This window comes from Microvirga sp. VF16 (assembly GCF_016864375.1).
Lineage (GTDB): Bacteria > Pseudomonadota > Alphaproteobacteria > Rhizobiales > Beijerinckiaceae > Microvirga.
This window is the reverse complement of record NZ_CP069354.1, coordinates 2887501-2913311: the sequence shown is the minus strand read 5'-3', so window position 1 is coordinate 2913311 and position 25811 is coordinate 2887501. Positions and strand designations below refer to the sequence as shown.

The following is a 25811-nucleotide window of genomic DNA, read 5'->3' as shown; positions in this document are numbered from 1 at the left end:
AAGCGAGCATCAGATTGGACAATTCGAACATTCAACAGTACATGGCGAGCGAGCTAATCTTGGCTATCGGCGACATTCCAACCTACGCGCTCTATGGGGAAGTCGGTGACGATCCGACGGCGGACTGGGTTCATTGCGAAACCATCCAGATCCGCAGCCGCTTGCACAATTACAGGATTCTGCCTCATCGGCACGAGAAGCTGTTCCAGATCCTTCATCTGGCCGAAGGCACGGCGGAGATCGTGGTCGATGGCCGGAGCACGCAGCTGATCGGTCCCGCCATCGTCACCCTGCCTCCGATGACGGTGCATGGCTACACATTCTCGCCCGATGTGCAGGGGACGGTGCTGACCCTGTTCGACAGCCGCCTGACCCATATTCTCGCTGAGATGGACGGCGTTCGAGAGACTTTTCGATCCGTTCATTTGATCAGCCTTCATGACCACGAGGATGCTGCCCGCACCTTGACGGCTGATATCGCTTCTCTTGCGGCCGAACTTGCTGGGCGCGGATCCGCACGCTCGGAAGCGATCCAAGCCCGCCTAATGCTCATTCTGATCGCGCTTCATCGGATGCAGGGGGCGAGCCAGACAGACGGCGGTCGCAGTCCCGTGCGCCGGGCACTTCAGCATGCTCTGCGCTTTCGCGAACTCGTCGACCTACACTTCCGCAGCCATCAGCCGATCGAGATCTATGCCAGCAGGCTGGGCCTGACATCGCCTCATCTCAACCGCATCTGCCGCGAGCATCTCGGCGATACGGCGCTTGGTGTCATTCATCAGCGGATCATCCTTGAGGCCAAACGCTACCTGACCTTCACGAGCTTGAGCGCCAAGGAAATCGCCCTGGCCCTCGCCTTCGACGACCCGGCCTACTTCGCCCGTTTCTTCAAACAGAAGACCGGGCTTCCGCCCCTCGCCTTCCGGGCCATGCAGCAGGATGCGATGGCGTGACCTGACGCTGCTATCCGGCGGTTTTCGATGGCACGAAGCTCAGGCCTGCGATGAGGCCTTGAGCCCTGCTTAACGCCGCGGCCGAGGCGACGGCCATTTGCGGAAGCACCATCCATTCAAGCGTCCAAGCTGCTCCCGAGCGCTCGTTCTCGTGCACCAGCGCCTGATGCAGGGTACCGAGCAGGCCGGCATTGAAGCGGGCAAGCGTCACCAATACTTCCGCCGGAACTGGGTTGGACTTGTGCGGCATAGCGGACGATCCGCCGCCCGTTGCAAGCTGCACTTCACCGACCTCGTTCTGTGCCATGAGCGCAATATCCTGCCCGATCTTGCCGAGCGTGCCGGTGAGGAGCGAGAGAAACGCTCCGAACTCGCCGATCCTATCCCGCTGCGAATGCCAGGATGGAGCAAGGCCAAGCCCCAGGATCTCGGCCATGGCATCGGCTACCGCATCGCCGTAACCTTTCAACTCACTGCGGGTTCCAATCGGCCCGCCGAGTTGGAGGACCAGCAGACGCCGTGCAAGAGCCTCCAAGGTTCCCCTGTGCCGCTCCAGAGGTTGGATCCAGGTATCGATCTTGTCGGCTGCCGGAAAAGGGAGTGCCCGCTGCATCCGGGTATGCGCCATGAGGCACACTGAGCCGTCCCGACGCTTCAATCCGTCGAGGGAATGGATCACCGTATCGAGACGGTGCCCGAGGATCTCGAGCACTTCCTTGAGACGCAGCACCAATGCCGTATCGATGATGTCCTGACTGGTGGCCCCGAGGTGAACGGATTTGGCATGAGGTTCGCCGACCGCCGCGCGCAGCTGCCTGACGAACTCGGGAACGATGACGCCATCCCGCGCCAGGCCTTCGGCAAGCTTGGTCCAGTCCGCCTGAAAGGCGTGACAGACCTTGCCGATCCGCGATGCAGCCTCCTCGTCGATCAGCCCAACCTTGGCCTCGGCCTCGGCAAGAACGGCCTCGACCTGCAGCATGGCCGAGAGTTCGGCCTCATTGGAAAAGAACGCCCCCACCTCCTCGTCGCCGACGAGGGTCTGCAGCACGGGATATGGGAGCGCTTGTTTCATCAGGTGCCTCGCGTCATACGGCTTCGACGGCGACGGCGATGCCTTGGCCGACGCCGATGCACATGGTGGCGAGTGCGCGCTTCTTGCCCCTGATCTTCAGCTCGAGCGCCGCCGTGCCGGTGATGCGCGCGCCCGACATGCCGAGCGGATGCCCAAGCGCGATGGCGCCGCCGTTCGGGTTCACGTGCTCGGCATCCTCTGGAATGCCCAGTTCACGCAGGACCGCGATCCCCTGGCTGGCGAAGGCCTCGTTCAGCTCAATCACGTCGAAATCGCTCGGCTTGAGGCCGAGACGGGCGCAGAGCTTTTTCGAGGCAGGAGCCGGCCCGATGCCCATGATGCGCGGCGCGACGCCGGCGGTGGCGCCGCCGAGCACACGGGCGATGGGCTCGAGGCCGAACTTCCGGACTGCATCTTCGGAAGCCACGATCAGGGCGGCTGCACCGTCATTGACGCCGGAGGCATTGCCGGCGGTCACCGTACCATCCTTACGGAACGGGGTCGGCAGCTTCGCCAGCTGCTCGAGCGTGGTGTCGCCGCGGGGATGCTCGTCCTTGTCGACGATCACCGGGTCGCCCTTGCGCTTGGGGATCGTGACCGGCACGATCTCCTGCGCCAGCCGGCCATTGGCCTGGGCCGCGGCGGCCTTCTTCTGCGAGCGCAGGGCGAAGGTGTCCTGGTCCGCGCGCGAGACGTTGAAATCGGCAGCCACGTTCTCGCCTGTTTCCGGCATGGAATCGACACCGTATTGGCTCTTGATCAGCGGGTTGATGAAGCGCCATCCGATGGTGGTGTCGTAAATCTCGGCATTGCGCGAGAAGGCCATGTCGGCCTTCGGCATCACGAAGGGGGCGCGCGACATGGATTCGACGCCACCCGCGATCATGATCTCGGCCTCGCCCGCCTTGATGGCGCGAGCCGCAGCAATGATGGCGTCCATGCCGGAACCGCAGAGGCGGTTCATGGTGGTTCCCGGGATCGAGCCGGGCAGCCCGGACAGCAGCACCGCCATGCGGGCGACGTTGCGGTTGTCCTCGCCCGCCTGGTTGGCGCAGCCATAGATCACGTCGTCGATGGCCTCGAAGTCGAGGTTCGGCAGGCGCTCGCGCAGCGCCTTCAATGGCACCGCGGCGAGGTCGTCGGCGCGGACGCCGGAGAGAGAGCCGCCATAGCGGCCGATGGGCGTACGCACATAGGTGCAGATATAGGCTTCACGCATCTCAATTCCCCTTCTTGCCGCCGTGAGCTTTCTCGGTCCTGGCCTGAAGCTCGCGCAGGGTGGTGAGTTCGAGTTCGGACGGTGGAGGCGTTTCCTCGAGGCGCTCGGAGAATCGCACCTTCCAGCCGCAGGTTTCCTGCACCTTATCCCGGGTCACGCCGCGATGCATCGACACAACCGTGAATTCCTTGGTCTCGGGATCAGGCTTCCAGATCGCCAGATCTGTGATCAGGAGCGTCGGGCCCTTGGTGGTGATGCCAAGCCGCTCGCGGTGGTTGCCGCCCTCGCCATGGCCGAAGGAGGTGTAGAAATCGATCTTTTCCACCATGCCGCGGGTCGCCTGCTTCATGGTGACGAAGACCTGTTTGCAGGAACTCGCGATCTCGGGCGCACCGCCGCCGCCGGGCAGGCGCACCTTGGGCTTGTGGTAATCGCCGATCACGGTGGTGTTGATGTTGCCGAAGCGGTCGAGCTGGGCCGCGCCCAGGAAGCCGATGGAGATGCGTCCGCCCTGGAGCCAGTAGCGGAACATCTCCGGCACCGAAACCGTAGTCACGGCCGTCTCGCACAGCTCACCGTCGCCGATGGAGAGGGGCAGCACATTCGGCGCCGTACCGATGGTGCCACTCTCGTAGATGAGCGTGATGTCCGGCGCATGGGTTAGCCGCGCCACGTTGCAGGCAGCCGAAGGGGCGCCGATGCCGACGAAGCAGACATCGTCGTTCGACAAAGCCCGGGCTGCCGCGATGGTCATCATTTCGTTGGGCGTGAAGTCGGAGAGGCTCGTCATTCTTACAATCCCTTCACGCGGCCGGCGAAGGCCTCGGGTCCCACTTCGAGCACGTTCTCCTTCATCCATGCGGTGAAGAGATCGCGGTCGGCGGAGATCTTGTCCCATTCGAGATAGGCGGCGTTGTCGCGGTCATAATAGCCGTGGGTGTAGGACGGGTGCGCCCCGCCCGGCACATGCACGATCGAGGTCACCGTCCAGTGCGGCAGTATGCAGAGGTTCGGATGCAGGTCGTCGAAATCCTCCACGATTTCCTCGACCGTCACCACCGAACGCTTGGCAGCCAGCACCGCCTCCTTCTGCACGCCGATGATGCCCTCCACCAGCACGTCCCCTCGCCTGTTCGCCTTCTGGGCGTGGACGAAGGCGACGTCCGGACGATGCGCTGGCACGGCTGCGAGTTCCTCGCCCGTGAACGGGCAAGTGATGCTCTTGATCGCCGGGTTGACATCTTTAAGTCCTGCGCCGCGGTAGCCGCGAAACACGGCGCAGGGCAGGCCTGCGGCGCCCGCCTCGTAGGCATTGGCCATGGCGGCATGGCTGTGCTCGACCGTTTCGATGGAACGCGGCCAGCTGTTCTCGATGGCATCGCGCATGCGGCGCAGGAGGCCGACGCCTGGGTTGCCGGCGTAGGAGAAGATCACCTTCTTGGCGAGCCCCATACCGATCATCTGGTCGTAGATGATGTCGGGGGTCATGCGGATCAGGGTCAGGTCCTTGCGGCCCTGGCGGATCGCCTCATGGGCGGCCGCATGCGGAATGAGATGGGTGAACCCTTCGAAGGCGACGGTATCACCATCGCGCAGGTTCTCGGCAACGGCCTCCTTGAGGCTCTGGAATTTGGCCATGATATGCTTTCAGATCGGCAATCAGATATCGAAGAAGACGGTTTCCTTCTCACCCTGGAGGTGGATGTCGAAGGTGTAGGTCGGCATGCCGCTCTCCTCGCTGCGCGAGGCGATCAGGGTCGGAACACGGAACTTGTGCTCGATGCGCGCCAGAACCGGGCATTCCGCGTTGGCAGCCTCTTCGTCGCCGAAATACAGGCGCGTGTGCAGGCCGATATTGATGCCGCGTGCCACAATCCAGACCGTAATGTGGGGCGCCATGAGGCGGCCGTCCTTGTAGGGCACGCGGCCCGGCTTGATCGTCTCGAAGCGGTACTCGCCCGTGGTGCCGTCCGTCGGCTGGCGGCCCCATCCGACGAAGTTCGGATCGGCCTGGCCGCGCTTCTCCTCCGGGCTGTTGTAGAGCCCCTCCGCATCGGCCTGCCAGATCTCGAGCAGGGCGTCCTTGATCGGGTTGCCGCTGCCGTCGAAGACACGGCCCTTGACGATGATCCGCTCGCCCTTGGTGTCGGGACCGACGAGGACGAGGCCGAGATCCTCGTCCCACACGCCGGTGATCTCGACCCAGTTCGGCGTCGCGCCGATATGGACGTAGGGGCCCGCCGTCTGGGAGGGCGATTCCTTGAGCGTCGTGAGCTTCTGAAACATCAGTTCCCCTCCATCCGGTTCTCGAACATGGTCGAGCGGCGGCCGCGCAGGACGATGTCGAACTTGTAGGCGAGCGCGTCCATGGGCAGCGTGGCGTTGCGGTCGAGCACGGCCGTGAGTTGGTCGATGGCCGCCTTGTCCGAGATCGTCGAGACGATCGGACACTGCCAGATCATCGGGTCGCCCTCGAAATACATCTGCGTGATCAGGCGCTGGGCGAAGGCATGGCCGAAGAGCGAGAAGTGGATGTGGGCCGGACGCCAGTCGTTGACGCCGTTGGGCCAGGGATAGGCGCCGGGTTTGATGGTGCGGAACCAGTAGCGTCCCTCCTCGTCCGTGATCGTGCGCCCGCAGCCGCCGAAATTGGGATCGATGGCCGCAAGATAGGTTTCCTTCTTGTGCCGGTAGCGGCCGCCCGCATTGGCCTGCCAGAACTCGACCAGCGCGCCCGGCACGGGGCGAGCGTTCTCATCCAGCACGCGGCCATAGACGATGATGCGCTGTCCGATGGCTTCGCCGGTCTTGGCGAAGTTGCGGATTAGGTCGTTGTCGAGGGGCCCGATCTTGTTGTGGCCGAAGCGCGGGCCGGTCATCTCGGAAATCGTGTTCTCAAGCGCGAGAAGCGGGTATTGCGGCGAGCGCAGCACCGACGTCTTGTATTGCGGCGTGAGCGCGGCTGGGTGCCAGCTCCGGTCCCGCTGATAATATGATCCTTGATCCGACATTTGGCTCTCCCTGGCAGCGCCGGACAGCGCCGCGCCAACAACCCGTCCCGCTATTTCTTGGGCTCGGGATTTGCTTCCATTTCCGCAAAAGTCTTCTTGACGATCTTGATGGCATGGTTGGCTGCCGGAACGCCGGCATAGACCGCCACGTGCAGCAGCGCCTCCTTGATGTCTTCCTTGGTCGCCCCCGTATTGCGCGTCGCGCGGACATGCATGGCAACCTCGTCATCCTGGCCGAGCGCCGCCAGAAGCGCGATGGTCACGATGGAGCGCTCGCGCTTGGTGAATCCCGGCCTCGCCCATACCGAACCCCAGGCACCTTCGGTGATGAAGGTCTGGAAATCCTGGTCGAATTCCGTCATCTGCGCGCTCGCCCGGTCTACATGAGCATCCCCCAGAACCTGACGGCGCACCACCATGCCCGCCTTGTAGCGCTCGCTCTGTTCCTTTTCAGACAAGTCCGGCCTCCTGGAGATGCTGGCTGATGAGTTGCGACAACACGGCGGGCTTCTCGACGCAGGGAATGTGCCCAGCCCCATCGATCAGCGCGAAGCGCGCGCCAGGGATGAGGTCCGCCGTGCCCTTGACCACCTCAGCCGGTGTCGATCCGTCCTGATCGCCGGCGACGCAGAGGGTCGGGACTGAAATCCGAGCGGCATCCGTCCTCAGATCGGCGTCACGGATGGCGGCGCAGGTTCCCGCATAGCCATGGGCCGGCGTGCGCACCAGCATGTTGCGCCAACCTGCCACCTCATCGGCATGTGTCTTACGGAACAAAGGCGTGAACCAACGCTGCAGGACATTGTCCGCAAGCGGCTCGATGCCGCCGTTCTCGACACCGGAGATCCGCTCGACCCAGAGTTCCGGCGTTCCGATCTTCGCGGCGGTACAGCACAGGGTAATCGTCTGGACGCGCTCGGGGCAGCGCGTGGCCAGACGCTGCGAGATCAGTCCCCCGACCGACAGGCCGACGAGGGAGAAGCGCTCGATTTCGAGATGGTCGAGAAGCCCCAGAAGATCGTCCGCATGTTCGTCGATCGAATATGGAGCCGGCGGCGCATCCGAGAGGCCGTGCCCGCGCTTGTCGTAGAGAACGACGCGGAATCGGTCGGTAAAGGCTGGCACGACATCCTGCCAGATGCGGAAATCGCTTCCCAGAGAATTGATGAAGACGAGAACCGGTCCATCAGCTTGCCCGAGATCCTGGTAGTGCAGAACGATTCCGTTGTCGCGTGTAAATGCCATACCCCGCCTCAATGCAGCGAACCGACGCCGATATAATGCTCGACCAAACCCTGATCGGCGCGCAAAGCCTCGCTCGTCCCCTGCCAGGCGATCCGCCCCCGCTCTAAGACCAGGACGGATTCCGCGAAATCAAGCGCACTTTCGAGCCGCTGTTCGACCAGCAGGATCGTCATGTCGCCACCGGAGGCAAGCCGGGTAAAGGCGGCCATGAGCTCCTCGCAGATGACCGGAGCCAAGCCCTCTAATGGCTCGTCGAGGAGAAGCACGGACGGGCGGCCGAGGATGGTGCGAGCCGTCGAGAGCATCTGCTGCTCACCGCCGGACAATTGCCAGCCGAGGTTGCTCCGTCGCTCGTGGAGGCGGGGAAACATGTCGTAGGCTTCCTGAATGACGCTGCGCGGCCGGTCCTTCAGCCCGACGATCAGGTTCTCCTCCACCGTCAGCGAGCGGAAGATATCCCGCGTCTGCGGCACGAGGCCGATGCCTCGGCGGGCACGCTCTGAACTCTTGAGGGATGACACATCGGCACCGCCGATTAGGATCTCGCCGCCATAGCGCCGGTTCATGCCCATGAGCGTGGAGAGCAGCGTGGTCTTGCCCATGCCGTTGCGGCCGAGAATGGACAGGCGCGCGCCGGACGGCACGGAGAACGACACATCCTCCAGGACCACCGTCGGGCCGTAGCCCGCACTCAATCCGCGGACTTCAAGCGACGCTGCGGGCATGGGCATAGTTCCCCAGATAGGCCTCACGGACCTTTTGGTTGGCGGCGACCTCCGAGGGCAGCCCCTCGAAGATGATCTCGCCGGCGGCCAGCACGACCACACGCTTGGCGAAGCGGAAGACGAGATCCATGTCGTGCTCGATCATCAGAACAGCGAGGCTCGGTGGAAGCCGCTCCAGCGCCTGTTCAATTCTCGGCGTGTCGCTCGACGGCACGCCGGCGGCAGGCTCGTCGAGAAGCAGCACTTTCGGCCGCAGCGCCAGCGCGATGCCGATCTCCAGCAGGCGCTGCTGTCCATAGGCGATCTCGCCGACCCGGCGCCGCGCCACATCCAGCAGGCCGAGGGTGGAGAGGATGCCCTCGACCTCGCCTGCCACTTCGGAATTGCCCGTGAAGCGGCTGAGAATCCGGTTGGCCTTGCCCTCCCGCTGCAGCACGGTCAGGGTCACGTGCTCCTCGGGCGTCATCTGCGAGAACAGCCGCGTGACCTGGAAGGTGCGCACGAGCCCTTTTCGGACGCGCTGCACGGCGCCGAGGCTGGTGACCTCCTCGCCGTTGAGGACGACGCTCCCTGCGCTCGGGCGAATCTGTCCCGTCACCAGATTGACGAAGGTGGTCTTGCCGGCACCGTTCGGACCGATCAGGGCGACGCGCTCTCCGGGCACCATCGTCAGAGAGATATTCCTGCTGACGGCGAGGCCGCCGAAATTCTTGGTCAGGCCCTCGACGCGAAAGAGATCGCTCATGCCTTCCCCCTCTTCGCGCGATGGCCCGATGCGGAAAACCTGTCCAGGAGCCCGCTCAGCCCGCCGGGGGCTGCCAGCACCACCGCGATCAGCAGCGCGCCGACCATGGTCATCCAGTGGAACGGGTTGATCGCCGAGACGATGTGCTCGAAGCCCATGAAGATCACCGTGCCGACCAGCGCCCCGTAGAGGGTGCCGAGCCCGCCGAGCACCAGCATGACGAGGGCATTCGCGGACAACTCGAAGCTCACGCTGTCGAGGCCGACCACCTGGGTGGAGATCGCTGCCAGTGCGCCGCCCATGCCGGCGACGCCCCCCGAGATCACGAACATCTTCAGGAGCACCGGGAACACGAAGGAGCCCATGGCGCGAATGCGGATCGGGTCCTGCTTGATGCCCCGGCACAGCATGCCGAAGGGCGAGGCGACGATGAATTTCAGGACGATGAAGACGAGAACCAGCAGGGCGAGGCCGAAGAGATAGGCGGTGCGGCCCCACAGGTCGAACTCGAACATGCCGAAGAGCGGGCTCACCATCAGGCCTGCCAGCCCGTCGCTGCCACCGGTATAGGTGGACGCCTTGTTCGCGGCCTCGTGGAAGAGCTGGACGATGGCAATCGAGAGCACGAGCTGAGCGAGCCCGTGCGCCCGCAGCATGATCGTGCCCATGAGGAGCCCGGCGACCGATCCGGCAACCGCCCCAATGGCGATGAGCGTCAACGGCTCGGTAATCCCGTTCACGCAGGCGATGCCGGCCGCATAGGCACCGGCGCCGAAGAGCGAGGCTTGTCCCAGGGTCGCGACACCGCAATAACCGGTGATCAGATCGATCGACAGGACGAGCAGCGCCACGGCGATGACGCGTGTCAGGAGCGCCAGGTTGTCGGGGAAGAGCCAGTAACCTGCCAGCCCTGCTGCGATGATGAGAGCAACGCCGATGACATCCCGCAGCCAGCGGCGGTCGGTGGAAGCAGGCACCGCAACTCTCTCTGTTTGTGCGACCACCTGCACGTTACTGGGCCCTTCCGAAGAAACCGCGCGGGAACACGCAGACGATGGCAATCACGGCGGCATAGAAGAAAAAGTTGCCGAATTCCGGCATCAGGTAGCGCCCAGTCGTGTCCACCGCGCCGAGCAGAAGGCACGCAACGACGGCGCCAGGAATCGAGCCCGCCCCGCCGACAGAGACCACGACAAGGAAGGTCACCATGTAGCGCAGGGCATAATAGGGCTCGATGGGCAGGAACTCGGCGCCGACCACGCCGCCGAGCGCCGCCAGCCCGATGGCGATGGCGAAGCTGATCGCATAGACCACCTGCGTGCGCACGCCGAGCGCATCGGCCATGGCCGCATTGTCCACGGTCGCCCGCAGCTTGATGCCGAAATCCGTCTTCTCGATGAGAAACCAGAGCCCGCCGGCCACGATGACACCGCAGGCCATGACGAAGAGCCGGTGCGCGGCGATGGTCTTGAAGCCGACATCTACCGGCTGGCTCAGGCTCCCGGGCAGCGGAATGGTCTTCAGGGTTGGTCCGAAGAAATAGTTGGTGATGCCGATCACGCAGAAGGTGATGCCGATAGTCATCAGCACCTGGGTGAGTTCGGGACTACCGTAGATCCGGCGGTACAGCAGCCGCTCCAGTGGAATGGAGATGATGACGGTGCCGATGATTGCCAGGAAGATCGCGACAGCATAGCCCATCCCGAGATCGCGCGCCGCGTAAGAAGCGATGTAGCCCGCGATCATGGCGAAGGCGCCATGCGCCAGGTTCACCACCCGCATCAGGCCCATCGTCAGTGACAGGCCGATGCAGATGATGAACAGAGCCATGCCGTAAGCAAAGGCGTCGATCGCGATGCTGAGGATGGTCTGCATGGAATATCCCGGACGCGTGGCGGATCGGCTGATGGGAGAGCGCGGCTTCAGATGCAGCGCCCTCGGAGTTCACTTGTGTCGCGCTTACTGGGTCGCGAGACCAGGATCCTTCTGGTTCGGGAAGGTCTGGATTTCCTTGTTGATGGACTTGCCGTCCGCACCCTTGGCGACTTCGCGCAGATAGATGTTCTGCGTGATGTGTCGCGTATCAGGCTCGATCCGCGCAGGCCCGCGCGGGCTCGTCCACGCGAGTCCCTTTACGGCGTCCACCGCCTTCTGGGCATCCTGCTTGCCGCCCGTGGCCTCGATCATCTTGTAGATGACGTGCATGCCGTCATAGGCGCCGACGGACGGGAACGAAAGCTGGTCGGCCGAGCCGATGGCCTTGGTGGCGGCCTCGACGAACTTCTTGTTCTCCGGGCTGTCATGCGACACCGCGTAATGGAAGCTGGTCTTCAGGCCGTCCGCCGCATCGCCGAGTGCCGGCAGATCGGATTCCTGCGTGAGATCGCCCGGCGCATAGAACTTGATGCCGGCCTTCTTGAGGCCCGTCTCGTTATAGGCCTTCGCAAAGCCGAGGGTCGGCGGGCCGGAGGGAAGGAAGGCGAAGAGGCCCGCCGCGCCGGAATCGCGCACGCGCTGCATGATCGGGCTGAAATCGGTCGTGTTCATCGGCATGCGGATGGATTCGACCACCTGCCCGCCGGCAGCCTCGAAGGCCTTCTTGAAGGCGTTCTCCGCATCGACGCCCGGGCCGTAATCGCTGACGATCGTGATCACCTTCTTCACGCCTTCATCGACGGCAACCTTGCCGAGGGGCGTCGTCGTCTGCGCCGTGGTGAACGAGGTGCGAACCACGAGCGGCGAGGTGTTCATGATCGCGGAGGTCGCCGCGTTGAAGATGACGAGCGGCGTGTTGGCCTGAGCGAGCAGCGGCGTGATCGCCATGGCATCAGGCGTGAAATAGACGCCGCCGAGATACTGCACCTTCTCCTTCACCACCAGTTCCTGCGCCAGGGCGCGCGACTGGGCCGGGTTGGCGGCGGGAAGATCGCGGTAGATCACCTCGATGTCGTTGCCCTTCACCGACTTGCCGTTCAGCGCCATGTAGGCCTCGACACCGGCCTGGAAATTCTTGCCCTGCAGCGCGAAGGGGCCCGAGAACGGGCCGATGATGCCGATCTTGATCGTCTCGGCATAGGCCGGGACCGAACCCATCAGCAGCGCGCCGATGGCGGCGCCCAGAATTCTCTTTGAAGCTCTCATAAGCCGTATCCTCCCTCTGAACTGTCCCGATCTCATGCCGACGGATCGCGGTTCCTGTTAGTCCATCGTCTAGCTTCTTGTGCGCACTGCGAACATTGAAAGCTATATCGCACATGTAGTACGGTTTGGGCAGGCGGTGTCAAGGCTACCAAAGTCCAGCATACGCCTGTCGGAGCAGAAGATGCAGAGCGAAGAGACCGGAGATCAGACCGCCGACCGCGATTTCGTCGCGAGTCTGGAGAAGGGCCTGATGGTGATCGAGGCGTTCGATGCCGGCCGGCAGCGGCTGACCCTGTCCGACGTGGCGAAGCTCACCGGCATCACCCGCGCTGCGGCGCGGCGCTACCTGCTGACGCTGACCAAGCTGAACTACGCGGATTTCGACGGGCGCTATTTCACCCTGAGCCCGCGCATCCTGCGTCTCGGCTACGCCTATCTCGCATCCGCTTCGCTTCCGGCCCGGGTCCAGCCCTTCCTGGAGCGGATTTCCGAAGAGACGGGCGAGTCGAGTTCGGCCGCGATTCTGGATGGGGACCATATCGTCTATATCGCCCGTTCCGCCACGCGCCGGATCATGTCCATCGGTTTGGGGGTGGGAAGCCGCCTCCCCGCCTATTGCACGTCCTTGGGCCGCGCGATCCTGGCCTACCAGCCCGAGGCCGTGATCGAGGCCTACCTCCAGCGCGTCCGCCTGGAGGCGAGGACGCCAAAGACCATCACTGACAAGTCCGAGTTTCGCGCCGTCCTGGAAGCCACGCGAAACCAGGGCTATGCCCTCGTGAATGAGGAACTCGAATTCGGCCTGCGTTCCATTGCCGTGCCGGTGGTGCAGAAGAACGGTCAAGTGACGATTGCGCTCAACCTCAGCGCCCAGGCCGGGCGTGTGTCGGCGGATGAGATGCGGGAGCGCTTCCTGCCTTCGCTGAGCGCGGCGAGTGAGGCACTTCGATATATGCTCTAAGGTATGGCGACAGGCTGGCAACCGAGCAGAGCGCGAGCCTCCTCGGGCGTTGCGATGCGATGCCCGTGCCGCTCGACGGCGAGTACCGCATGCTCGACCAGTTCCGCATTGCTGGAAGCGAGCCGCTCCTTGTTGGTGCGGATATTGTCCTCAAGCCCGGTACGCACCGCGTCTGCTCCACGGGCGAGAGCCCAGTCCATCACCTTGGCCTGCTGACGGCCGATTCCCGCCGCCGTCCAGGTGCAGTTCGGGAAAAGGTGCTTGGCTTCTTTCAGAAGAATGTCGAGCAGCCGCTCCTCGGCCGGCAGCGCATTCTGCACGCCGAGGACGAACTGGATATGCGGCTGTTCGTCGAGCAGCCCTTTGTCGACCAGACGCCTGGCGCTGTGGAGATGGGAGAGATCGAAGATCTCGATCTCCGGGCGGATGCCGAGCTCCCTCATCTTGTCGGCCATCTCCTCGACCAGCACCGTGTGGTTCTCGTAGACGATGGCGGGAAAATTCACGGATCCGGTCGCGAGCGAAGCCATATCGGGACGCAGCGCGAGGGCGCTGCTGCGCTGGCTCGGGTCACGCCCTCGCCCACCGGTCGAGAACTGGATGATCATGCCCGGGCAGTGCCTGACGATCCCGGCTTGCACGGCGGCGAAGCGCTCCGGATCGGATGAGGGCGTCTCGTCGTCGTTGCGCACATGGATATGGACCAGGGTGGCGCCGGCTTCAAAGGCCTGCCGGGTCGACTCGATCTGCTCGGTCGGCGTGATCGGCACCGCCGGATTGTCCGTCTTGCGCGGGACCGATCCTGTAATCGCAACGGCAATGACGACGGGCTTCACGCGTTTTCTCCCCACCGGCTCTGAAGGCTGCATGGGCTCCAGCGGGACATAGGGCATCCACCTGGAAGAGCGAGGAGAAGGATTGAAAATTCTGCTTGGGCTAAGACACATCCGATTGCGGGGTCCAACCGGTCTTTGATTTGGATCAAGGCCTCTGACATTTCTGTTAGGCACGATGTCGACGCCCCCTGAACCCCTCGCCTGCTGCATAGGCACATCTACTCTGCACCAAGTTTCCCACTGCTCTTCATTTCAAGCCGGGTATGACCCGCGGGGTCGCGCATTCGGGCTAGAAAACCAGGCGTCGGACGGTTTTTGTCCCTGTCCTTGTAAGATGCCGGACAGGTGGGCCGCTTGAGAGCCGCCAGTCTCGTTTGATCTGCATCAATGCCCCTTCCCAGCCCCCTCCTTAAACGAATCTGCTGACGGCAAAGCTCGCGGCTTCGCCGATGTTCTCAAAAGGTTGAAGCCTATGGCTCAAGCGGTAGCACCCTCAAAAGGAATGACTTTCGGCGAAATGGGCTCGGCCCTTGCCTTCGCCGGATTGGCGCTCCTCAGCATCATCATCGCGGCGAAGGCCTATACGCCCGAATACGCCTTCCATGCCTATCTCTTTGCAGCAGCCAGTGTGGCGGCGGTTTTCGCCATCGTGAACCGCTACTACGAGCGCCCTGCGGAGCTGCCCCCGCTGACCATCGGCGGCAAGCCGAACTACAACATGGGCCCGGTGAAGTTCGCGACCATCGCCTCTGTGGTCTGGGGCATCGCCGGCTTCACCATCGGTCTTCTGATCGCGACCCAACTCGCCTTTCCGGCGCTCAACTTCGACACATCCTGGCTGTCGTTCGGGCGCATGCGGCCGCTGCATACGTCGGCGGTGATCTTCGCCTTCGGCGGAAACGTGCTCATCGCCAGCTCGTTCTATGTGGTGCAGCGCACCTGCCGCGCACGCCTCGTCGGCAACATCGCACCCTGGTTCGTGGTTCTCGGCTACAACTTCTTCATCGTGATCGCGGGCACGGGTTACCTGCTCGGCATCACGCAGGGCAAGGAATATGCGGAGCCGGAATGGTATGCCGACCTTTTCCTGACCGTCGTATGGATCACGTACTTCCTCGTCTTCCTCGGCACCGTCATTCGCCGCAAGGAGCCTCATATCTACGTGGCGAACTGGTTCTATCTCGGGTTCATTCTCGCCATCGCGGTCCTGCACCTCGGCAACAACCCGGCGATTCCCGTTTCGATTTTCTCGCCGAAGAGCTACATCCTGTGGTCCGGCGTCCAAGATGCCCTGGTGCAGTGGTGGTACGGTCATAACGCGGTCGGGTTCCTGCTCACTGTGCCCTTCCTTGCCATCGTGTACTACTTCATCCCGAAGCGGGCGGAGCGGCCGGTCTATTCCTACCGCCTCTCTATCATCCACTTCTGGTCCCTGGTCTTCATGTATATCTGGGCGGGACCCCACCACCTGCACTACACCGCCCTGCCCGACTGGGCGCAGACGCTGGGCATGGTGTTCTCGGTCATGCTGTGGATGCCCTCTTGGGGCGGCATGATCAACGGTCTCATGACCCTCTCAGGCGCCTGGGACAAGCTTCGCACCGATCCCGTACTGCGTCTCATGGCCGTGTCGCTCGCCTTCTACGGCATGGCGACCTTCGAGGGCCCCCTGATGTCGGTGAAGGCCGTGAACTCGCTGTCGCACTACACTGACTGGACCATCGGCCACGTGCATGCCGGAGCTCTCGGCTGGGTCGCCTACATCTCCTTCGGAACCGTCTACTGCCTAGTTCCTTGGCTGTGGAACAAGAAAGAGCTCTATTCCATGAAGGCCGTTTCCTGGCACTTCTGGGTCTCGACCCTTGGCATCGTGCTGTACATCTCGTCGATGTGGGTCGCGGGCATTCTCCAGGGCCTCATGTGGCGCGCCTATACCAGCCTCGGCTTCCTCGAATACTCCTTCATCGAGACCGTTGAAGCGATGCACCCCTTCTACATCATCCGTGCACTCGGTGGCGCTCTCTTCGTGGCCGGCAGCCTGATCATGGCCTGGAACGTCTGGAAGACGATCACCTCGGCTGAATCGGTTGTTGCGGAGGCCCTCCCTGCACAGCCCGCGCTCATCGCTGCGGAGTAAAGGAAACGATCATGTCACTCTGGTCCCGTCACAAGATATTCGAGACCAACTCGATCATCCTCATCATCGGTGTGCTGATCGTCATATCCATCGGTGGCCTCGTGGAAATCGTGCCTCTTTTCTACCTGAAGAGCACGATCGAGAAGGTGGAGGGCGTCAGGCCCTACACTCCGCTCGAGATGGCCGGCCGCAACATCTATGTGCGTGAGGGCTGCTACAACTGCCACAGCCAGATGGTCCGCCCCTTGCGCGACGAGGTGGAGCGCTACGGTCACTACTCGCTCGCGGCCGAGAGCATGTACGATCGGCCGTTCCAGTGGGGCTCCAAGCGCACAGGCCCGGATCTCGCCCGTCTCGGCAACAAGTATTCCGACGACTGGCACAGGGATCACCTGAAAGATCCCCGCGCCGTCGTGCCCGGCTCGATCATGCCGAGCTATCCCTGGCTTGAGAAGACCGAGCTCGATGCATCGGCGATTGCTCAGGAGCTGAAAGTGCAGGCGACCCTCGGCGTGCCCTACAGCGAGGAGATGCTGAAGAATGCGGAGAGCGACATCCGCGTCCAGGCCAATGCCGACGACCCGAATGCCATTGATCTCGCCAAGCGCTACCCGAAGGCCCAGTCGCGCACCTTCGACGGCAATCCGCAGAAGGTGACCGAAGCCGACGCTCTGATCGCCTATCTGCAGATGCTGGGCACGCAGGTCGACTTCAAGCTCTACGACAACAAGGCCAATATGCGCTGAGGACGAACGATCATGCCAGCAGCCTACAAATTCTTCGCTGAACTCGCCCAGACCTGGGGGCTCCTCTACTTCGTCGCCGTCTTTCTGGCGGTGCTGATCTACGCCCTCGCTCCTTCGCGGAAGGACCGCTTCGATGCGGCCTCGCGCATGCCTCTCCAGGAGGATTGATCCCATGGCCCAAGGAAACTACGAAGGGCATCATGAGCAGGTCGACGCCGTCACCGGCGTCGCCACCACCGGGCATAGCTGGGACGGCATCCAGGAGCTCAACAATCCGTTGCCGCGCTGGTGGCTATGGACCTTCTATGCCAGCATCGTCTGGGCGATCGCCTATTGCATCGCCTATCCGGCTTGGCCGCTGGTCTCGTCCTATACCAAGGGCGTCCTCGGCTGGCAGTCGCGGGATGCGGTTGTCGCTGATCTCGACGCTCTCAAGCAGCAGCGTTCCGGCATGACGGCGAAGCTCGCCGGAGCTTCTCTGGAAGAGATCAGGCAGAATCCTGAAATGTTCGCCTTCGCACTGGCTCAGGGCAAGGCGGCGTTCGGCGACAATTGCGCCCCCTGCCACGGCGCGGGTGGCGCTGGTGCAAAAGGCTATCCGAACCTGAACGACGATGATTGGCTCTGGGGTGGCTCGCTCACGCAGATCGAGCACACGATCCGCTACGGCGCCCGCTCGACAAGCGATCAGGGCCATACCGGTTCCATGCCCGCCTTCGGTCGCGACGGGATGCTCAAGCGCGAGGAGATTTCCCACGCGGCCGACTACGTCCGCTCACTGTCGGGCTTACCGACGGACAAGGGAGCCAATCTGGCAGCCGGTGCCAAAGTCTATGCCGACAATTGCGCGGCCTGCCACGGCGACAAGGGCCAGGGCAGTCAGGATCTCGGTGCGCCCAACCTGTCGGATAAGATCTGGCTCTTCGGCTCCGACAAGGCAACCATCGTGGAGGGCCTGATGAACGGGCGCGGCGGCGTCATGCCGACTTGGCACGGACGTCTGGACGACACGAGTATCAAGGCACTGACCCTCTACGTTCATTCTCTGGGCGGCGATCAGAGGCCTTGAACCTGTTCGGATACCGATCGGTAAGCGGCCGGAGGGTGACCTCCGGCCGTCGCTTGATTTGAATCAAGGCAGCTTGGCTTGTCGCATCGTATCCCGTCTTCATTCAGATCGAGACGATTGCGACAGATTCGATGGCTGACGCCCCCCTTCCTCATAATCTCGGAGCTGCCGCCCCAGCCCAGGCGGATGACGCACCGCTCTACGCTCCCCGCAAGCAGATCTACCCCCAGGCCGTGAAGGGCCGTTATCGCACGATCAAGTGGATCGTGCTCGCCGTCACCCTCGGCATCTATTACTTCCTGCCCTTCATTCGCTGGGATCGCGGCCCAAACGCGCCCGATCAGGCCATCCTGGTCGATCTCGCCAACAGCCGGTTCTACTTCTTCTTCATCGAGATCTGGCCTCAGGAGGTCTATTATCTCACCGGCCTCCTGGTGCTGGCGGCTCTCACACTCTTCCTCATGAACGCCGTCGCGGGCCGCATCTGGTGCGGCTATCTCTGCCCGCAGACTGTCTGGACCGACCTGTTCTATGCCGTCGAGCGCTGGGTTGAGGGCGACCGGCGCGAACGGATGCGCCATGACAAGGAGAAGCTCACCATTGGCGTTCTCAGCCGGAAGGCCCTGAAGCACTTCATCTGGCTCATGATCGCTTGGTGGACCGGCGGTGCCTGGGTGCTCTATTTCGCCGATGCACCTACTCTCGTCTATGAACTGGCGACCTTCCAGGCGCCCTTCGTGGCTTATGTCTGGATCGGCATTCTGACCTTCACGACCTACACGCTCGCCGGTTTCATGCGCGAGCAGGTCTGCACCTACATGTGCCCCTGGCCGCGCATTCAGGCTGCGCTGACGGACGAATATGCGCTGAACGTCACCTACCGCTATGACCGCGGTGAACCCCGCGGCTCGGTGAAAAAGAACGAGGCTCTGAAGCTCCAGGGACTGCCCGCAGGCGACTGCATCGACTGCAATCAATGCGTGGTCGTGTGCCCGACGGGCGTCGACATCCGCAAGGGCCTGCAGCTCGACTGCATCCAGTGCGGCCTGTGCATGGATGCCTGCGACAGCGTGATGGACAAGATCGGCCGTCCGCAGGGCCTGATCGCCTACGATACGGACATGAACGTCCAGGCGCGCATCGAGGGGCGCCCGGAGGTTCGCCGCATCCTGCGTCCGCGCACCCTCTTCTATGCCAGTCTCATCGCCCTCGTCGGCGCGGTGATGATCGCCTCGCTTGCCATGCGCCAGAGTCTGTATCTGACGGTAATGCATGACCGCAACCCGCTGTTCGTGCGCCTCTCCGACGGCTCGATCCGCAACGGCTTCACCATCCGGATCGCCAACAAGAACCTCGACGTACGCCGCTACGCCCTCAGCGTGGAAGGCTTACCCGAGGTGAAGGTCGATGTGGTGGGCGGCGAGATCGACCAGCAGGGCCGTTCCATCGTCACCGTCGGACCGGACCAGACCCTGGAGGCCCGCGTGCTGGTGACGGACACCACGTCGACAGCGGAGGACTCGACCTCGCTCCGGTTCGTCCTGATCGACCTCTCCACCGGCGATACCGCCAGCACGAGCGATCACTTCAAGGCACCTTAAGGATAGACTCATGTCCACCACAGCCGCCACAACGCGGTCGCCGAGACCCATCACCGGACGCACGGTCCTGCTCTATTTCGTGTCCTTCTTCGGCGTTATCTTCGCCATGAATTTCTACATGGTCCGCGTCGCCATCTCAAGCTTCAGCGGCGTCGAGACGGAGAGCGCCTACAAGGCCGGATTGTCGTTCAAGAACGATGTCGCAGCGGCCCATGCTCAGGACGCACGCCACTGGTCGGTGGATGCCGCCCTGCAGCGGGGAGATGCCGCTGGTCTCATCATCACAGCAAGGGACTCCCAGGGGCAGGTGCTGGTGGGCCTCATCCCGGAGATCCGGTTGGCTCATCCCACGGACAAGCGCCGCGATATGCCGCTCGAGTTCGTCGAGCTGACACCGGGCCGGTTCAAGAGCCTCACCCCCATGCCGGAGGGCCAGTGGGATCTCGTCATCAATCTGAAGCGTGAGACGGAAACCGTCTTCCGCTCCAAGAGCCGCATCTCGCTCTGAGGATTTTCGCAATGGCCGAGACCCTCGACCTCTCCATCTACGTGAAACGCCAGGACGACGGCACAGCCCATCTCGACCTCGCGGTCGAAGGCATCGACTGCGCCGCCTGCATCGACGAGATCGAGAGCGGCTTGTGCCGGCTGCCGGCCGTTCTGGACGCGCGGCTGAACTACACCAACCATCGCCTTGCCGTTGAATGGCGCGACGGAGAGCTTTCACCAGGCCGCGTGGTGGAAGAACTGCAGCGGCTCGGTTACCGGGCCCATCCTTTCCAGTCCAGGCTTGTGGAGGAAGAGGAGGACCGCCGCGCCAAATGGCTTTTGAAGTGCCTCGCGGTGGCAGGCTTTGCCTCCATGAACATCATGCTGCTGGCGGTCTCCGTCTGGTCGGGCAACGTCACGGATATCACGCCTGAAACCCGTGACTTCTTCCATTGGCTTGCTGCGCTCATCGCCCTCCCGGCTGTCGCCTATGCCGGTCAGCCCTTCTTCCAGAGCGCCATGAATGCGTTACGCAACCGGCGCACCAACATGGACGTGCCAATCGTCATTGGCATTCTGCTGGCACTCACCGTGTCAGTGGTCGAGACAATCAATTCTGCCGAGCACACCTATTTCGACTCGGTGGTCATGTTGCTCTTCTTCCTGCTCTGCGGCCGTTATCTCGATCAGGCCATGCGCCGGAAGACCCGTGCGGTCGCGAGCAATCTCGCGTCGTTCCGGGCTGAAGTCGCTCACAGGATCGAAGAGAATGGCGAGGTCGTCCTGCTGCCGACCGCTGCTTTGAAGGCCGGCGACCGAGTACTCGTGCGTCCGGGCGAGCGCATTGCGGTTGACGGGATCGTACTCTCCGGCTCTTCCGAGGTCGACGAGAGTCTCGTGACCGGCGAGACAGCCCACCGCGCTGTCAGAGCCGACAGCCAGGTCTATGCGGGAAGCATGAACTATAATGGTACCCTGACTCTGCGTGTGACCGCTGCGGGCAAGGGCACCCTGCTCGATGAGGTCGAAAGGCTTCTGGAGAATGCGGCCGCCGCGAAATCACGCTATGTGCAACTGGCCGACCGGGTCGCGAAGATCTATGCGCCGGTCGTGCATACCGCAGCAGCAATCACGGCCCTGGCCTGGATCGCGACCGGCGCCTCCGTTCACGATGCGCTGATCACCGCCATTGCCGTCCTCATCATCACCTGCCCCTGCGCCCTGGCGCTGGCGGTGCCCGTGGTCCAGGTTGTCGCCTCCGGCGCGCTCTTCCGCTCCGGCGTTTTCCTCAACGCGGGCGATGCCTTCGAGCGCTTGGCGAAAGTGGACACCATCGTCTTCGACAAGACCGGCACTCTCACCCTGCCCACCATGAGCGTGGTCAATGCGTCCGATGTGGAGCCCGGTCTTCTGGAGGCAGCGAGCCGGCTCGCGCTCTCGAGCCATCATCCTCTAGCCGCGGCTGTAGCGCAGCTGACTCATGATCGCCGCCCCTACGACGGTGTGACCGAGGAGCCTGGCCAGGGCGTCCGGGCCGTAGTTGATGGCATGGAGATGCGCCTCGGCAGTCCCGCCTTTTGCGGCGCTGAAGACGTTGCAAACGAAGCTGCTGCGACCGATCCGACGGCTTCCGTGATCGCCTTTTCCTGGGGCAGGCAACAGGCTGTTCTGCTCGTGCGACAGGCCCTGCGGCCGGATGCCGTCGCTATCGTGCAGAATCTTCTCCAGCGAGGCTTTGACTGTCGCATCCTGTCCGGCGACCGGCCAGAGGCCGTGGCTCCCATCGCCGCGACGCTCGGCATCACGTTGTGGCGCGGCGGCTGCAAGCCGGCCGACAAGATCGAAGCGCTTGAGGCGCTCAAGAGCGAAGGCCGCAAGGTATTGATGGTCGGCGACGGCCTTAATGACGCTCCGGCGCTCGCCGCAGCACATGTGTCGCTGTCGCCGATCAATGCGGCCGATCTGACCCAGGCCCAGGCCGATGCCGTCTTCCTTGGCGACAGGCTGAAGCCTGTGCAGGACACCATCGAGATCGCCTGCCGTGCCCACAGCCTCATGCGTCAGAACCTGGGCGTCGCCCTCATCTACAACCTGATCGCGGTCCCCCTCGCCTTTCTCGGCTATGTCACGCCCCTGGTTGCGGCGCTCGCCATGTCGGGCTCCTCGACCATTGTGACCCTCAATGCCCTTCGAGTCCGCGGAAGCACACCTGCATCGCGCCCGGCGCCAGCGCAATCTGATGTCATTCCGGCGGTACAAGGAGCCTGATCCATGGAAGTCCTGCTCTATCTTGTTCCGATGGCCCTTCTGCTCGGCCTGTCCGGCCTTGTGGCCTTCATGTGGTCGCTGAAGAACGGTCAGTATGACGATGTGCAGGGCGCGGCCGTGCGTGTCCTGTCTGACGACGATGTCCGGAAATGACCTCTCTGACGGCCATGCCCCGGGCGGGACAGCTCGAATGCATCTGTGAACCGGGAGCGCTGGGCGACACGGCCTCGGATCACCGCGGGACGGCGCTTCTCGCGGCCGGCTTTGCCTTCTCCGTGCTGGCCCAGGTCCTGACCCTGAGCATTCTGCCCTTGGCTGGCCTGTCGTTCGCACCGGGTGGGAGCTTGGCTACCCTTCCCTATGCCGCCTTCTATGTCGGTGCGGCTGTCGCGAGCCTTCCCGCCTCGTTCCTGCTCGATTCCTTTGGTCGCCGGGCGGCTTTTTCTCTTGGAGCAAGCCTCGGTGCCGCCGGCGGCTTGGTACTTGTCTGGGCGCTCGTGTCTCTGCATTTCGGGGCCCTCGTGCTGGGCGCGTTCTGGCTCGGAATCGCAGGCGGTTTCAGCCTGTTCTACCGCCATGCCGCCGTGCCAGTTGGCGGCAGGGGAGCCAGCACACTCCTGATCATCTTCGGCGCCGCAACCCTTGCAGGCTTGATTGCTCCGACCATCGCTGGCCTAGCCGAGACGCTGGCCTCGCCGCGGATCTTTGCGGGCACGGCTGCTGCAGCCGCTCTGGCACATGTGGGCTCTCTCATGATGACCGCATCGCTGTCCTATCAGAGGCACCGGGAGCGGGGCGCAGAAACGACAGGCTCGCAGGATTGGCGCTCTATCCTTTTGCCGACCGCCATCGGCGCCCTCGGATGGTTCGCCATGACGGCCCTCATGGGTGCGACTCCCCTGGCCGTGATCGGCTGCGCGCCTTCCGATGCCGTCGTGGGCGCCGTGGCATGGCATGTCATGGCCATGTATGCTCCGTCGCTGGCCCTGGCCGTCCTGCCGCGCCTTGCCCTACCAGTCCCTCTGTCTGTCGTCGGATGCCTTCTGCTGATGGCTGGGGCTCTGGCCTTCATGCTAGCCGGTACAGCGGGAGGGTTCTCCGTCGCGGCGGCCCTTGCCGGCGCCGGATGGTCGTTGGTCATGCTTGGCACCACGCTCTGGGTCCATGGAGGCGCTCCCGTCTCGCGGGTTCTTCTTGGCCTTCACGACGGCACGCTGCTGACAGGAGCGATCCTGGGTGCCCTGGCAGCCAACGTCTTTGCGTAGTTTTCAGCCGCTGGAAGCCGCCTTGATCATACTGCGCTCGACCTAAGGAAAACCCCTTAGGTATCAGACCTGAATTTCAGCCCAGCCTCGGCGGCAGTACCCATGAACTCACATCACGTTCACGAGTTCGCGAGGGTTCGATGCACACTGCGCTCCTCACCAAAGCCTCTTCTTCGGCCCTTCCTCTATTCGCCCTGGAAGTTCCTCAGTTTCGCAAGCCCGCCGATGCGCCTCCCGCGTCGGTCGGTTCGGTACATTCCTTCGCCAAGGATGAGGAAATCTTCGCCGAGGGCAACAGAGCCGCTTTCGTCTACAAGGTTCTCTCGGGTGTGGTACGCACCTCCAAGCTCCTGACCGACGGACGCCGTCAGATCGACGCTTTTCATATGGCCGGAGATATCTTCGGCATCGAAGCCGGGGACGAGCATCGGTTCTGCGCCGAGTCCGTCGGCGATTGCGTCGTCGTCGCCTATCGCCGCAGCCATCTCGCGGCCTTGACTGGAAGAGACGCTCAACTCGCTCAGGACATGACGATGGGAATGATGCGCGCTCTCGTTCGTGCCCAGAACCATATGCTGCTGCTCGGCCGCAAGTCGGCCCTGGAGAAGATCGCGACCTTCCTTCTCGACCTGGCGGAGCGCACAGCCGATGACGACGCTCTGGATCTTCCCATGTCGCGCATGGATATCGCAGACCATCTTGGATTGACGATCGAGACCGTTTCTCGCTCCTTCACGCAGCTCGAACGGCAGGGTGTCATTGAGCTTCCTTCCGCTCGTCATGTGGTGCTGAGCAACAAGGCTGCCCTCGAGCGCCTGAACGCATAGACGAGACTCAGGAACCTTTCTGGATGCAGCAGATCTTCCCAAGCTCAAGCATACCTATCGCGTCCTGCCGTCATAGCAACAGCAGGGCGCGATGCATTTTAGAAGAAGATGGTGCATTGAGCCGGCATAGAGCGATGCCGAAGCCTCAAACATATCGCTAAGAAAATGTCACGCGAGGGCCGCGTGAATGCTGTCGAGCAACTCACTGTCATGCAGCGGCTTCTCCAGCACGACCCGAAAGCCCGACCGGGCGGCGCGGCTATAGAGATCGTCGCTGACTTGGGAAGCGATGAGAATTGCGGGGCAGTCGATCCGGCGCTGCCGCAATTGTCCGACCAGTTCGATCCCAGTCATGCCCGGCATGTTGTAATCGATCACGAAGCAACCACCCTGCGGTAGATCCGACGCCGCAAGAAGTTCCGCGCCATCCTTGAACAGATGCACGGACAGGCCCTCAAGCTCCAGGGCGAACTTCAATGAGTTTCGGACCGCGTCATCGTCATCCACGACGATGACCGGTCCCGAGAGCTGAGACATCCGGAAAGCCTGTGTGATCCGTGGTCGTGGCCTGAAGATAAGAGCACTCGGCCAACATCGCGGATTATGCACAGCGCTTTCCGTTTCCCTACTCAGGAATATTCCTTAAGGGGCTATTTCGCCTCGATCAGGAGAGCGAGGCGGACGAGTTCCGACAGACTCTTGGCCTGCATCTTCGCCATGACATTTGCCCGGTAGATCTCCACCGTACGCGGGCTGATTCCGAGATCGTAGGCAATCATCTTGTTGGCCTTGCCAGCCACGAGCCCGTCGAGAACCTGGCGCTCCCGTTCCGACAGAGCATCGAACCGGCCTTGGATCTCGGCCACCTGGGCACCATGATGGCTGTTCCTTTCCTGGCGCGCGAGAGCGGAACGGACAGCGGCGAGGAACACTTCGTCTCCGAACGGCTTTTCGAGGAAGTCGATTGCCCCCTCCTTCATGGCCTCGACCGCCATCGGCACGTCCGCATGACCGGTCATGACGATGACGGGGAGCGCAATCCCGCGTTCCTTCAGGCGCCGGATCAGTTCGATGCCGTCGATGCCCGGCATGCGCACGTCGGTAACGATGCAGCCCGCCTCTACACTTGGCGCATCATCGAGAAAGGCCGAGGCGGATTCGTGCAAGCGGACCGGAAGTCCCTCTGAGGCCAGCAGGAATGCCAGCGACTTGCGGACAGCCACATCGTCATCAACCACATGCACGGCCACATCATTCTGCATGCGCCATCTCCTCCCGTCCGACAATTCTTAGTGTGAAGCGGAATGCGGTTCCCTCGCCCTGCTTCGATACGGCCCAGATCTTACCACCATGCGCTTCCACGATCGTACGGCAGATCGACAGGCCGACACCCATTCCATGCTTCTTGGTGGTCACAAAGGGTTGGAAGAGCTGAGAGGCCACCTCGGGCGCAAGACCAGGGCCGGTATCTTCAACACTCAGCTCGACATGTCCCTCG

Annotated in this window: 29 protein-coding genes (1 of these 29 running past the window's edge); 12 read left to right on the top strand and 17 right to left on the bottom strand. The window is 62.9% G+C overall.

What is annotated here, in order from left to right; translation table 11 throughout:
• Positions 1-14 precede the first annotated feature (14 nt).
• The gene (locus tag JO965_RS13610; protein WP_203439433.1) at positions 15-953 is read left to right on the top strand and encodes a helix-turn-helix domain-containing protein; all 939 of its coding nucleotides are present in this window, start codon (positions 15-17) and stop codon (positions 951-953) included.
• Positions 954-963: 10 nt separating this feature from the next.
• Here JO965_RS13610 and JO965_RS13605 read toward each other — a convergent pair whose 3' ends face one another.
• From JO965_RS13605 to JO965_RS13545, 13 genes are all read right to left on the bottom strand, one after another.
• Positions 964-2028, bottom strand: a complete 1065-nt coding sequence (locus JO965_RS13605) for a 3-carboxy-cis,cis-muconate cycloisomerase (RefSeq protein WP_203439432.1) — start codon at positions 2026-2028, stop codon at positions 964-966.
• A gap of 13 nt (positions 2029-2041) precedes the next feature.
• Positions 2042-3247, bottom strand: coding sequence for a 3-oxoadipyl-CoA thiolase (pcaF, locus tag JO965_RS13600; protein WP_203439431.1), 1206 nt, complete (start codon positions 3245-3247; stop codon positions 2042-2044).
• Between the two features lies 1 nt (position 3248).
• The gene (locus JO965_RS13595; protein ID WP_203439430.1) at positions 3249-4037 is read right to left on the bottom strand and encodes a CoA-transferase subunit beta; all 789 of its coding nucleotides are present in this window, start codon (positions 4035-4037) and stop codon (positions 3249-3251) included.
• A gap of 2 nt (positions 4038-4039) precedes the next feature.
• A complete protein-coding gene (locus JO965_RS13590; protein ID WP_203439429.1) occupies positions 4040-4885 on the bottom strand; it encodes a CoA transferase subunit A in 846 nt (281 codons plus the stop codon).
• A 21-nt stretch (positions 4886-4906) separates the two neighbouring features.
• Positions 4907-5533, bottom strand: a complete 627-nt coding sequence (gene pcaG / locus JO965_RS13585; protein WP_203439428.1) for a protocatechuate 3,4-dioxygenase subunit alpha — start codon at positions 5531-5533, stop codon at positions 4907-4909.
• Entirely contained in the window at positions 5533-6258 is a 726-nt protein-coding gene (pcaH, locus tag JO965_RS13580; RefSeq protein ID WP_203439427.1) for a protocatechuate 3,4-dioxygenase subunit beta, read from the bottom strand. Before pcaH ends, pcaG begins: the two co-directional genes overlap by 1 nt.
• Before the next feature lie 50 nt (positions 6259-6308).
• Positions 6309-6677, bottom strand: coding sequence for a 4-carboxymuconolactone decarboxylase (gene pcaC, locus JO965_RS13575; protein WP_246776881.1), 369 nt, complete (start codon positions 6675-6677; stop codon positions 6309-6311).
• Between the two features lie 31 nt (positions 6678-6708).
• The gene (pcaD, locus tag JO965_RS13570; RefSeq protein ID WP_203439425.1) at positions 6709-7503 is read right to left on the bottom strand and encodes a 3-oxoadipate enol-lactonase; all 795 of its coding nucleotides are present in this window, start codon (positions 7501-7503) and stop codon (positions 6709-6711) included.
• Between the two features lie 8 nt (positions 7504-7511).
• Complete coding sequence (locus tag JO965_RS13565) at positions 7512-8228, bottom strand: ABC transporter ATP-binding protein (protein ID WP_203439424.1); 717 nt, start codon at positions 8226-8228, stop codon at positions 7512-7514.
• The gene (locus JO965_RS13560; RefSeq protein WP_203439423.1) at positions 8209-8973 is read right to left on the bottom strand and encodes an ABC transporter ATP-binding protein; all 765 of its coding nucleotides are present in this window, start codon (positions 8971-8973) and stop codon (positions 8209-8211) included. Before JO965_RS13560 ends, JO965_RS13565 begins: the two co-directional genes overlap by 20 nt.
• The gene (locus JO965_RS13555) at positions 8970-9950 is read right to left on the bottom strand and encodes a branched-chain amino acid ABC transporter permease (RefSeq protein ID WP_246776549.1); all 981 of its coding nucleotides are present in this window, start codon (positions 9948-9950) and stop codon (positions 8970-8972) included. The genes JO965_RS13560 and JO965_RS13555 overlap by 4 nt, the downstream gene beginning before the upstream one ends.
• A 34-nt stretch (positions 9951-9984) precedes the next feature.
• The gene (locus JO965_RS13550; protein ID WP_203439421.1) at positions 9985-10848 is read right to left on the bottom strand and encodes a branched-chain amino acid ABC transporter permease; all 864 of its coding nucleotides are present in this window, start codon (positions 10846-10848) and stop codon (positions 9985-9987) included.
• A gap of 84 nt (positions 10849-10932) precedes the next feature.
• Positions 10933-12114 carry an ABC transporter substrate-binding protein gene (locus tag JO965_RS13545; protein WP_203439420.1) on the bottom strand — a complete coding sequence of 394 codons (1182 nt, stop codon included), beginning with the start codon at positions 12112-12114 and terminating at the stop codon, positions 10933-10935.
• A 181-nt stretch (positions 12115-12295) separates the two neighbouring features.
• Between JO965_RS13545 and JO965_RS13540 the strand changes: the two genes are divergently transcribed.
• Positions 12296-13075 (top strand): IclR family transcriptional regulator, encoded by a 780-nt coding sequence (locus JO965_RS13540; protein ID WP_203439419.1) that lies wholly within the window; start codon positions 12296-12298, stop codon positions 13073-13075.
• On the opposite strand, the gene JO965_RS13535 is transcribed toward JO965_RS13540, so the two are convergent.
• The gene (locus JO965_RS13535; protein ID WP_203439418.1) at positions 13072-13944 is read right to left on the bottom strand and encodes a 3-keto-5-aminohexanoate cleavage protein; all 873 of its coding nucleotides are present in this window, start codon (positions 13942-13944) and stop codon (positions 13072-13074) included. The two genes, JO965_RS13540 and JO965_RS13535, sit on opposite strands and share 4 nt — an antisense overlap.
• 439 nt (positions 13945-14383) lie before the next feature.
• Here JO965_RS13535 and ccoN point away from each other — a divergent pair, with 439 nt between their 5' ends.
• From ccoN to JO965_RS13485, 10 genes are all read left to right on the top strand, one after another.
• Positions 14384-16048, top strand: coding sequence for a cytochrome-c oxidase, cbb3-type subunit I (gene ccoN, locus JO965_RS13530; RefSeq protein WP_203439417.1), 1665 nt, complete (start codon positions 14384-14386; stop codon positions 16046-16048).
• Between the two features lie 11 nt (positions 16049-16059).
• Positions 16060-16794, top strand: coding sequence for a cytochrome-c oxidase, cbb3-type subunit II (gene ccoO / locus JO965_RS13525; RefSeq protein ID WP_203439416.1), 735 nt, complete (start codon positions 16060-16062; stop codon positions 16792-16794).
• A 12-nt stretch (positions 16795-16806) separates the two neighbouring features.
• A complete protein-coding gene (locus tag JO965_RS13520) occupies positions 16807-16962 on the top strand; it encodes a cbb3-type cytochrome c oxidase subunit 3 (protein ID WP_203439415.1) in 156 nt (51 codons plus the stop codon).
• A gap of 4 nt (positions 16963-16966) precedes the next feature.
• On the top strand, positions 16967-17863 hold the full coding sequence (gene ccoP / locus JO965_RS13515) for a cytochrome-c oxidase, cbb3-type subunit III (RefSeq protein ID WP_203439414.1): 897 nt from the start codon (positions 16967-16969) through the stop codon (positions 17861-17863).
• 131 nt (positions 17864-17994) lie between these two features.
• Complete coding sequence (gene ccoG, locus JO965_RS13510; RefSeq protein WP_203439413.1) at positions 17995-19464, top strand: cytochrome c oxidase accessory protein CcoG; 1470 nt, start codon at positions 17995-17997, stop codon at positions 19462-19464.
• 10 nt (positions 19465-19474) lie between these two features.
• Complete coding sequence (locus JO965_RS13505) at positions 19475-19972, top strand: FixH family protein (RefSeq protein ID WP_203439412.1); 498 nt, start codon at positions 19475-19477, stop codon at positions 19970-19972.
• Positions 19973-19983: 11 nt separating this feature from the next.
• On the top strand, positions 19984-22221 hold the full coding sequence (locus JO965_RS13500) for a heavy metal translocating P-type ATPase (RefSeq protein ID WP_203439411.1): 2238 nt from the start codon (positions 19984-19986) through the stop codon (positions 22219-22221).
• A 3-nt stretch (positions 22222-22224) separates the two neighbouring features.
• Positions 22225-22374 (top strand): cbb3-type cytochrome oxidase assembly protein CcoS, encoded by a 150-nt coding sequence (gene ccoS, locus JO965_RS13495; RefSeq protein ID WP_203439410.1) that lies wholly within the window; start codon positions 22225-22227, stop codon positions 22372-22374.
• Positions 22371-23486 carry an MFS transporter gene (locus JO965_RS13490; RefSeq protein ID WP_203439409.1) on the top strand — a complete coding sequence of 372 codons (1116 nt, stop codon included), beginning with the start codon at positions 22371-22373 and terminating at the stop codon, positions 23484-23486. Before ccoS ends, JO965_RS13490 begins: the two co-directional genes overlap by 4 nt.
• A gap of 140 nt (positions 23487-23626) precedes the next feature.
• Positions 23627-24313 (top strand): helix-turn-helix domain-containing protein, encoded by a 687-nt coding sequence (locus JO965_RS13485; RefSeq protein WP_203439408.1) that lies wholly within the window; start codon positions 23627-23629, stop codon positions 24311-24313.
• Positions 24314-24481: 168 nt separating this feature from the next.
• On the opposite strand, the gene JO965_RS13480 is transcribed toward JO965_RS13485, so the two are convergent.
• The 3 genes from JO965_RS13480 to JO965_RS13470 form a co-directional block, all read right to left on the bottom strand.
• Positions 24482-24850, bottom strand: a complete 369-nt coding sequence (locus tag JO965_RS13480; RefSeq protein ID WP_203439407.1) for a response regulator — start codon at positions 24848-24850, stop codon at positions 24482-24484.
• A gap of 113 nt (positions 24851-24963) precedes the next feature.
• Entirely contained in the window at positions 24964-25575 is a 612-nt protein-coding gene (fixJ, locus tag JO965_RS13475) for a response regulator FixJ (protein WP_203439406.1), read from the bottom strand.
• A protein-coding gene (locus JO965_RS13470) for a PAS domain S-box protein (protein ID WP_203439405.1) crosses the window boundary here: on the bottom strand, positions 25565-25811 show its 3' end. Its footprint extends 1289 nt past the window's final position; the window shows 247 of its 1536 coding nt (coding positions 1290-1536); its start codon lies off the right edge, out of view — the gene reads right to left on this strand; the stop codon is at positions 25565-25567. The genes fixJ and JO965_RS13470 overlap by 11 nt, the downstream gene beginning before the upstream one ends.

Excerpts from the sequence above, each read along its gene's own strand:
- pcaF (WP_203439431.1), bottom strand. The coding sequence starts at position 3,247 with ATGCGTGAAGCCTATATCTGCACCTATGTGCGTACGCCCATCGGCCGC.
- pcaH (WP_203439427.1), bottom strand. The coding sequence starts at position 6,258 with ATGTCGGATCAAGGATCATATTATCAGCGGGACCGGAGCTGGCACCCA.
- JO965_RS13590 (WP_203439429.1), bottom strand. The coding sequence starts at position 4,885 with ATGGCCAAATTCCAGAGCCTCAAGGAGGCCGTTGCCGAGAACCTGCGC.
- JO965_RS13500 (WP_203439411.1), top strand. The coding sequence starts at position 19,984 with ATGGCCGAGACCCTCGACCTCTCCATCTACGTGAAACGCCAGGACGAC.
- ccoN (WP_203439417.1), top strand. The coding sequence starts at position 14,384 with ATGGCTCAAGCGGTAGCACCCTCAAAAGGAATGACTTTCGGCGAAATG.
- JO965_RS13550 (WP_203439421.1), bottom strand. The coding sequence starts at position 10,848 with ATGCAGACCATCCTCAGCATCGCGATCGACGCCTTTGCTTACGGCATG.
- JO965_RS13520 (WP_203439415.1), top strand. The coding sequence starts at position 16,807 with ATGCCAGCAGCCTACAAATTCTTCGCTGAACTCGCCCAGACCTGGGGG.
- JO965_RS13480 (WP_203439407.1), bottom strand. The coding sequence starts at position 24,850 with ATGTCTCAGCTCTCGGGACCGGTCATCGTCGTGGATGACGATGACGCG.
- ccoS (WP_203439410.1), top strand. The coding sequence starts at position 22,225 with ATGGAAGTCCTGCTCTATCTTGTTCCGATGGCCCTTCTGCTCGGCCTG.
- pcaG (WP_203439428.1), bottom strand. The coding sequence starts at position 5,533 with ATGTTTCAGAAGCTCACGACGCTCAAGGAATCGCCCTCCCAGACGGCG.
- JO965_RS13505 (WP_203439412.1), top strand. The coding sequence starts at position 19,475 with ATGTCCACCACAGCCGCCACAACGCGGTCGCCGAGACCCATCACCGGA.
- JO965_RS13545 (WP_203439420.1), bottom strand. The coding sequence starts at position 12,114 with ATGAGAGCTTCAAAGAGAATTCTGGGCGCCGCCATCGGCGCGCTGCTG.
- JO965_RS13485 (WP_203439408.1), top strand. The coding sequence starts at position 23,627 with ATGCACACTGCGCTCCTCACCAAAGCCTCTTCTTCGGCCCTTCCTCTA.
- JO965_RS13595 (WP_203439430.1), bottom strand. The coding sequence starts at position 4,037 with ATGACGAGCCTCTCCGACTTCACGCCCAACGAAATGATGACCATCGCG.
- JO965_RS13605 (WP_203439432.1), bottom strand. The coding sequence starts at position 2,028 with ATGAAACAAGCGCTCCCATATCCCGTGCTGCAGACCCTCGTCGGCGAC.
- JO965_RS13540 (WP_203439419.1), top strand. The coding sequence starts at position 12,296 with ATGCAGAGCGAAGAGACCGGAGATCAGACCGCCGACCGCGATTTCGTC.
- pcaC (WP_246776881.1), bottom strand. The coding sequence starts at position 6,677 with ATGGTGGTGCGCCGTCAGGTTCTGGGGGATGCTCATGTAGACCGGGCG.
- JO965_RS13535 (WP_203439418.1), bottom strand. The coding sequence starts at position 13,944 with ATGCAGCCTTCAGAGCCGGTGGGGAGAAAACGCGTGAAGCCCGTCGTC.
- pcaD (WP_203439425.1), bottom strand. The coding sequence starts at position 7,503 with ATGGCATTTACACGCGACAACGGAATCGTTCTGCACTACCAGGATCTC.
- ccoG (WP_203439413.1), top strand. The coding sequence starts at position 17,995 with ATGGCTGACGCCCCCCTTCCTCATAATCTCGGAGCTGCCGCCCCAGCC.
- ccoO (WP_203439416.1), top strand. The coding sequence starts at position 16,060 with ATGTCACTCTGGTCCCGTCACAAGATATTCGAGACCAACTCGATCATC.
- JO965_RS13565 (WP_203439424.1), bottom strand. The coding sequence starts at position 8,228 with ATGCCCGCAGCGTCGCTTGAAGTCCGCGGATTGAGTGCGGGCTACGGC.
- ccoP (WP_203439414.1), top strand. The coding sequence starts at position 16,967 with ATGGCCCAAGGAAACTACGAAGGGCATCATGAGCAGGTCGACGCCGTC.
- fixJ (WP_203439406.1), bottom strand. The coding sequence starts at position 25,575 with ATGCAGAATGATGTGGCCGTGCATGTGGTTGATGACGATGTGGCTGTC.
- JO965_RS13560 (WP_203439423.1), bottom strand. The coding sequence starts at position 8,973 with ATGAGCGATCTCTTTCGCGTCGAGGGCCTGACCAAGAATTTCGGCGGC.
- JO965_RS13490 (WP_203439409.1), top strand. The coding sequence starts at position 22,371 with ATGACCTCTCTGACGGCCATGCCCCGGGCGGGACAGCTCGAATGCATC.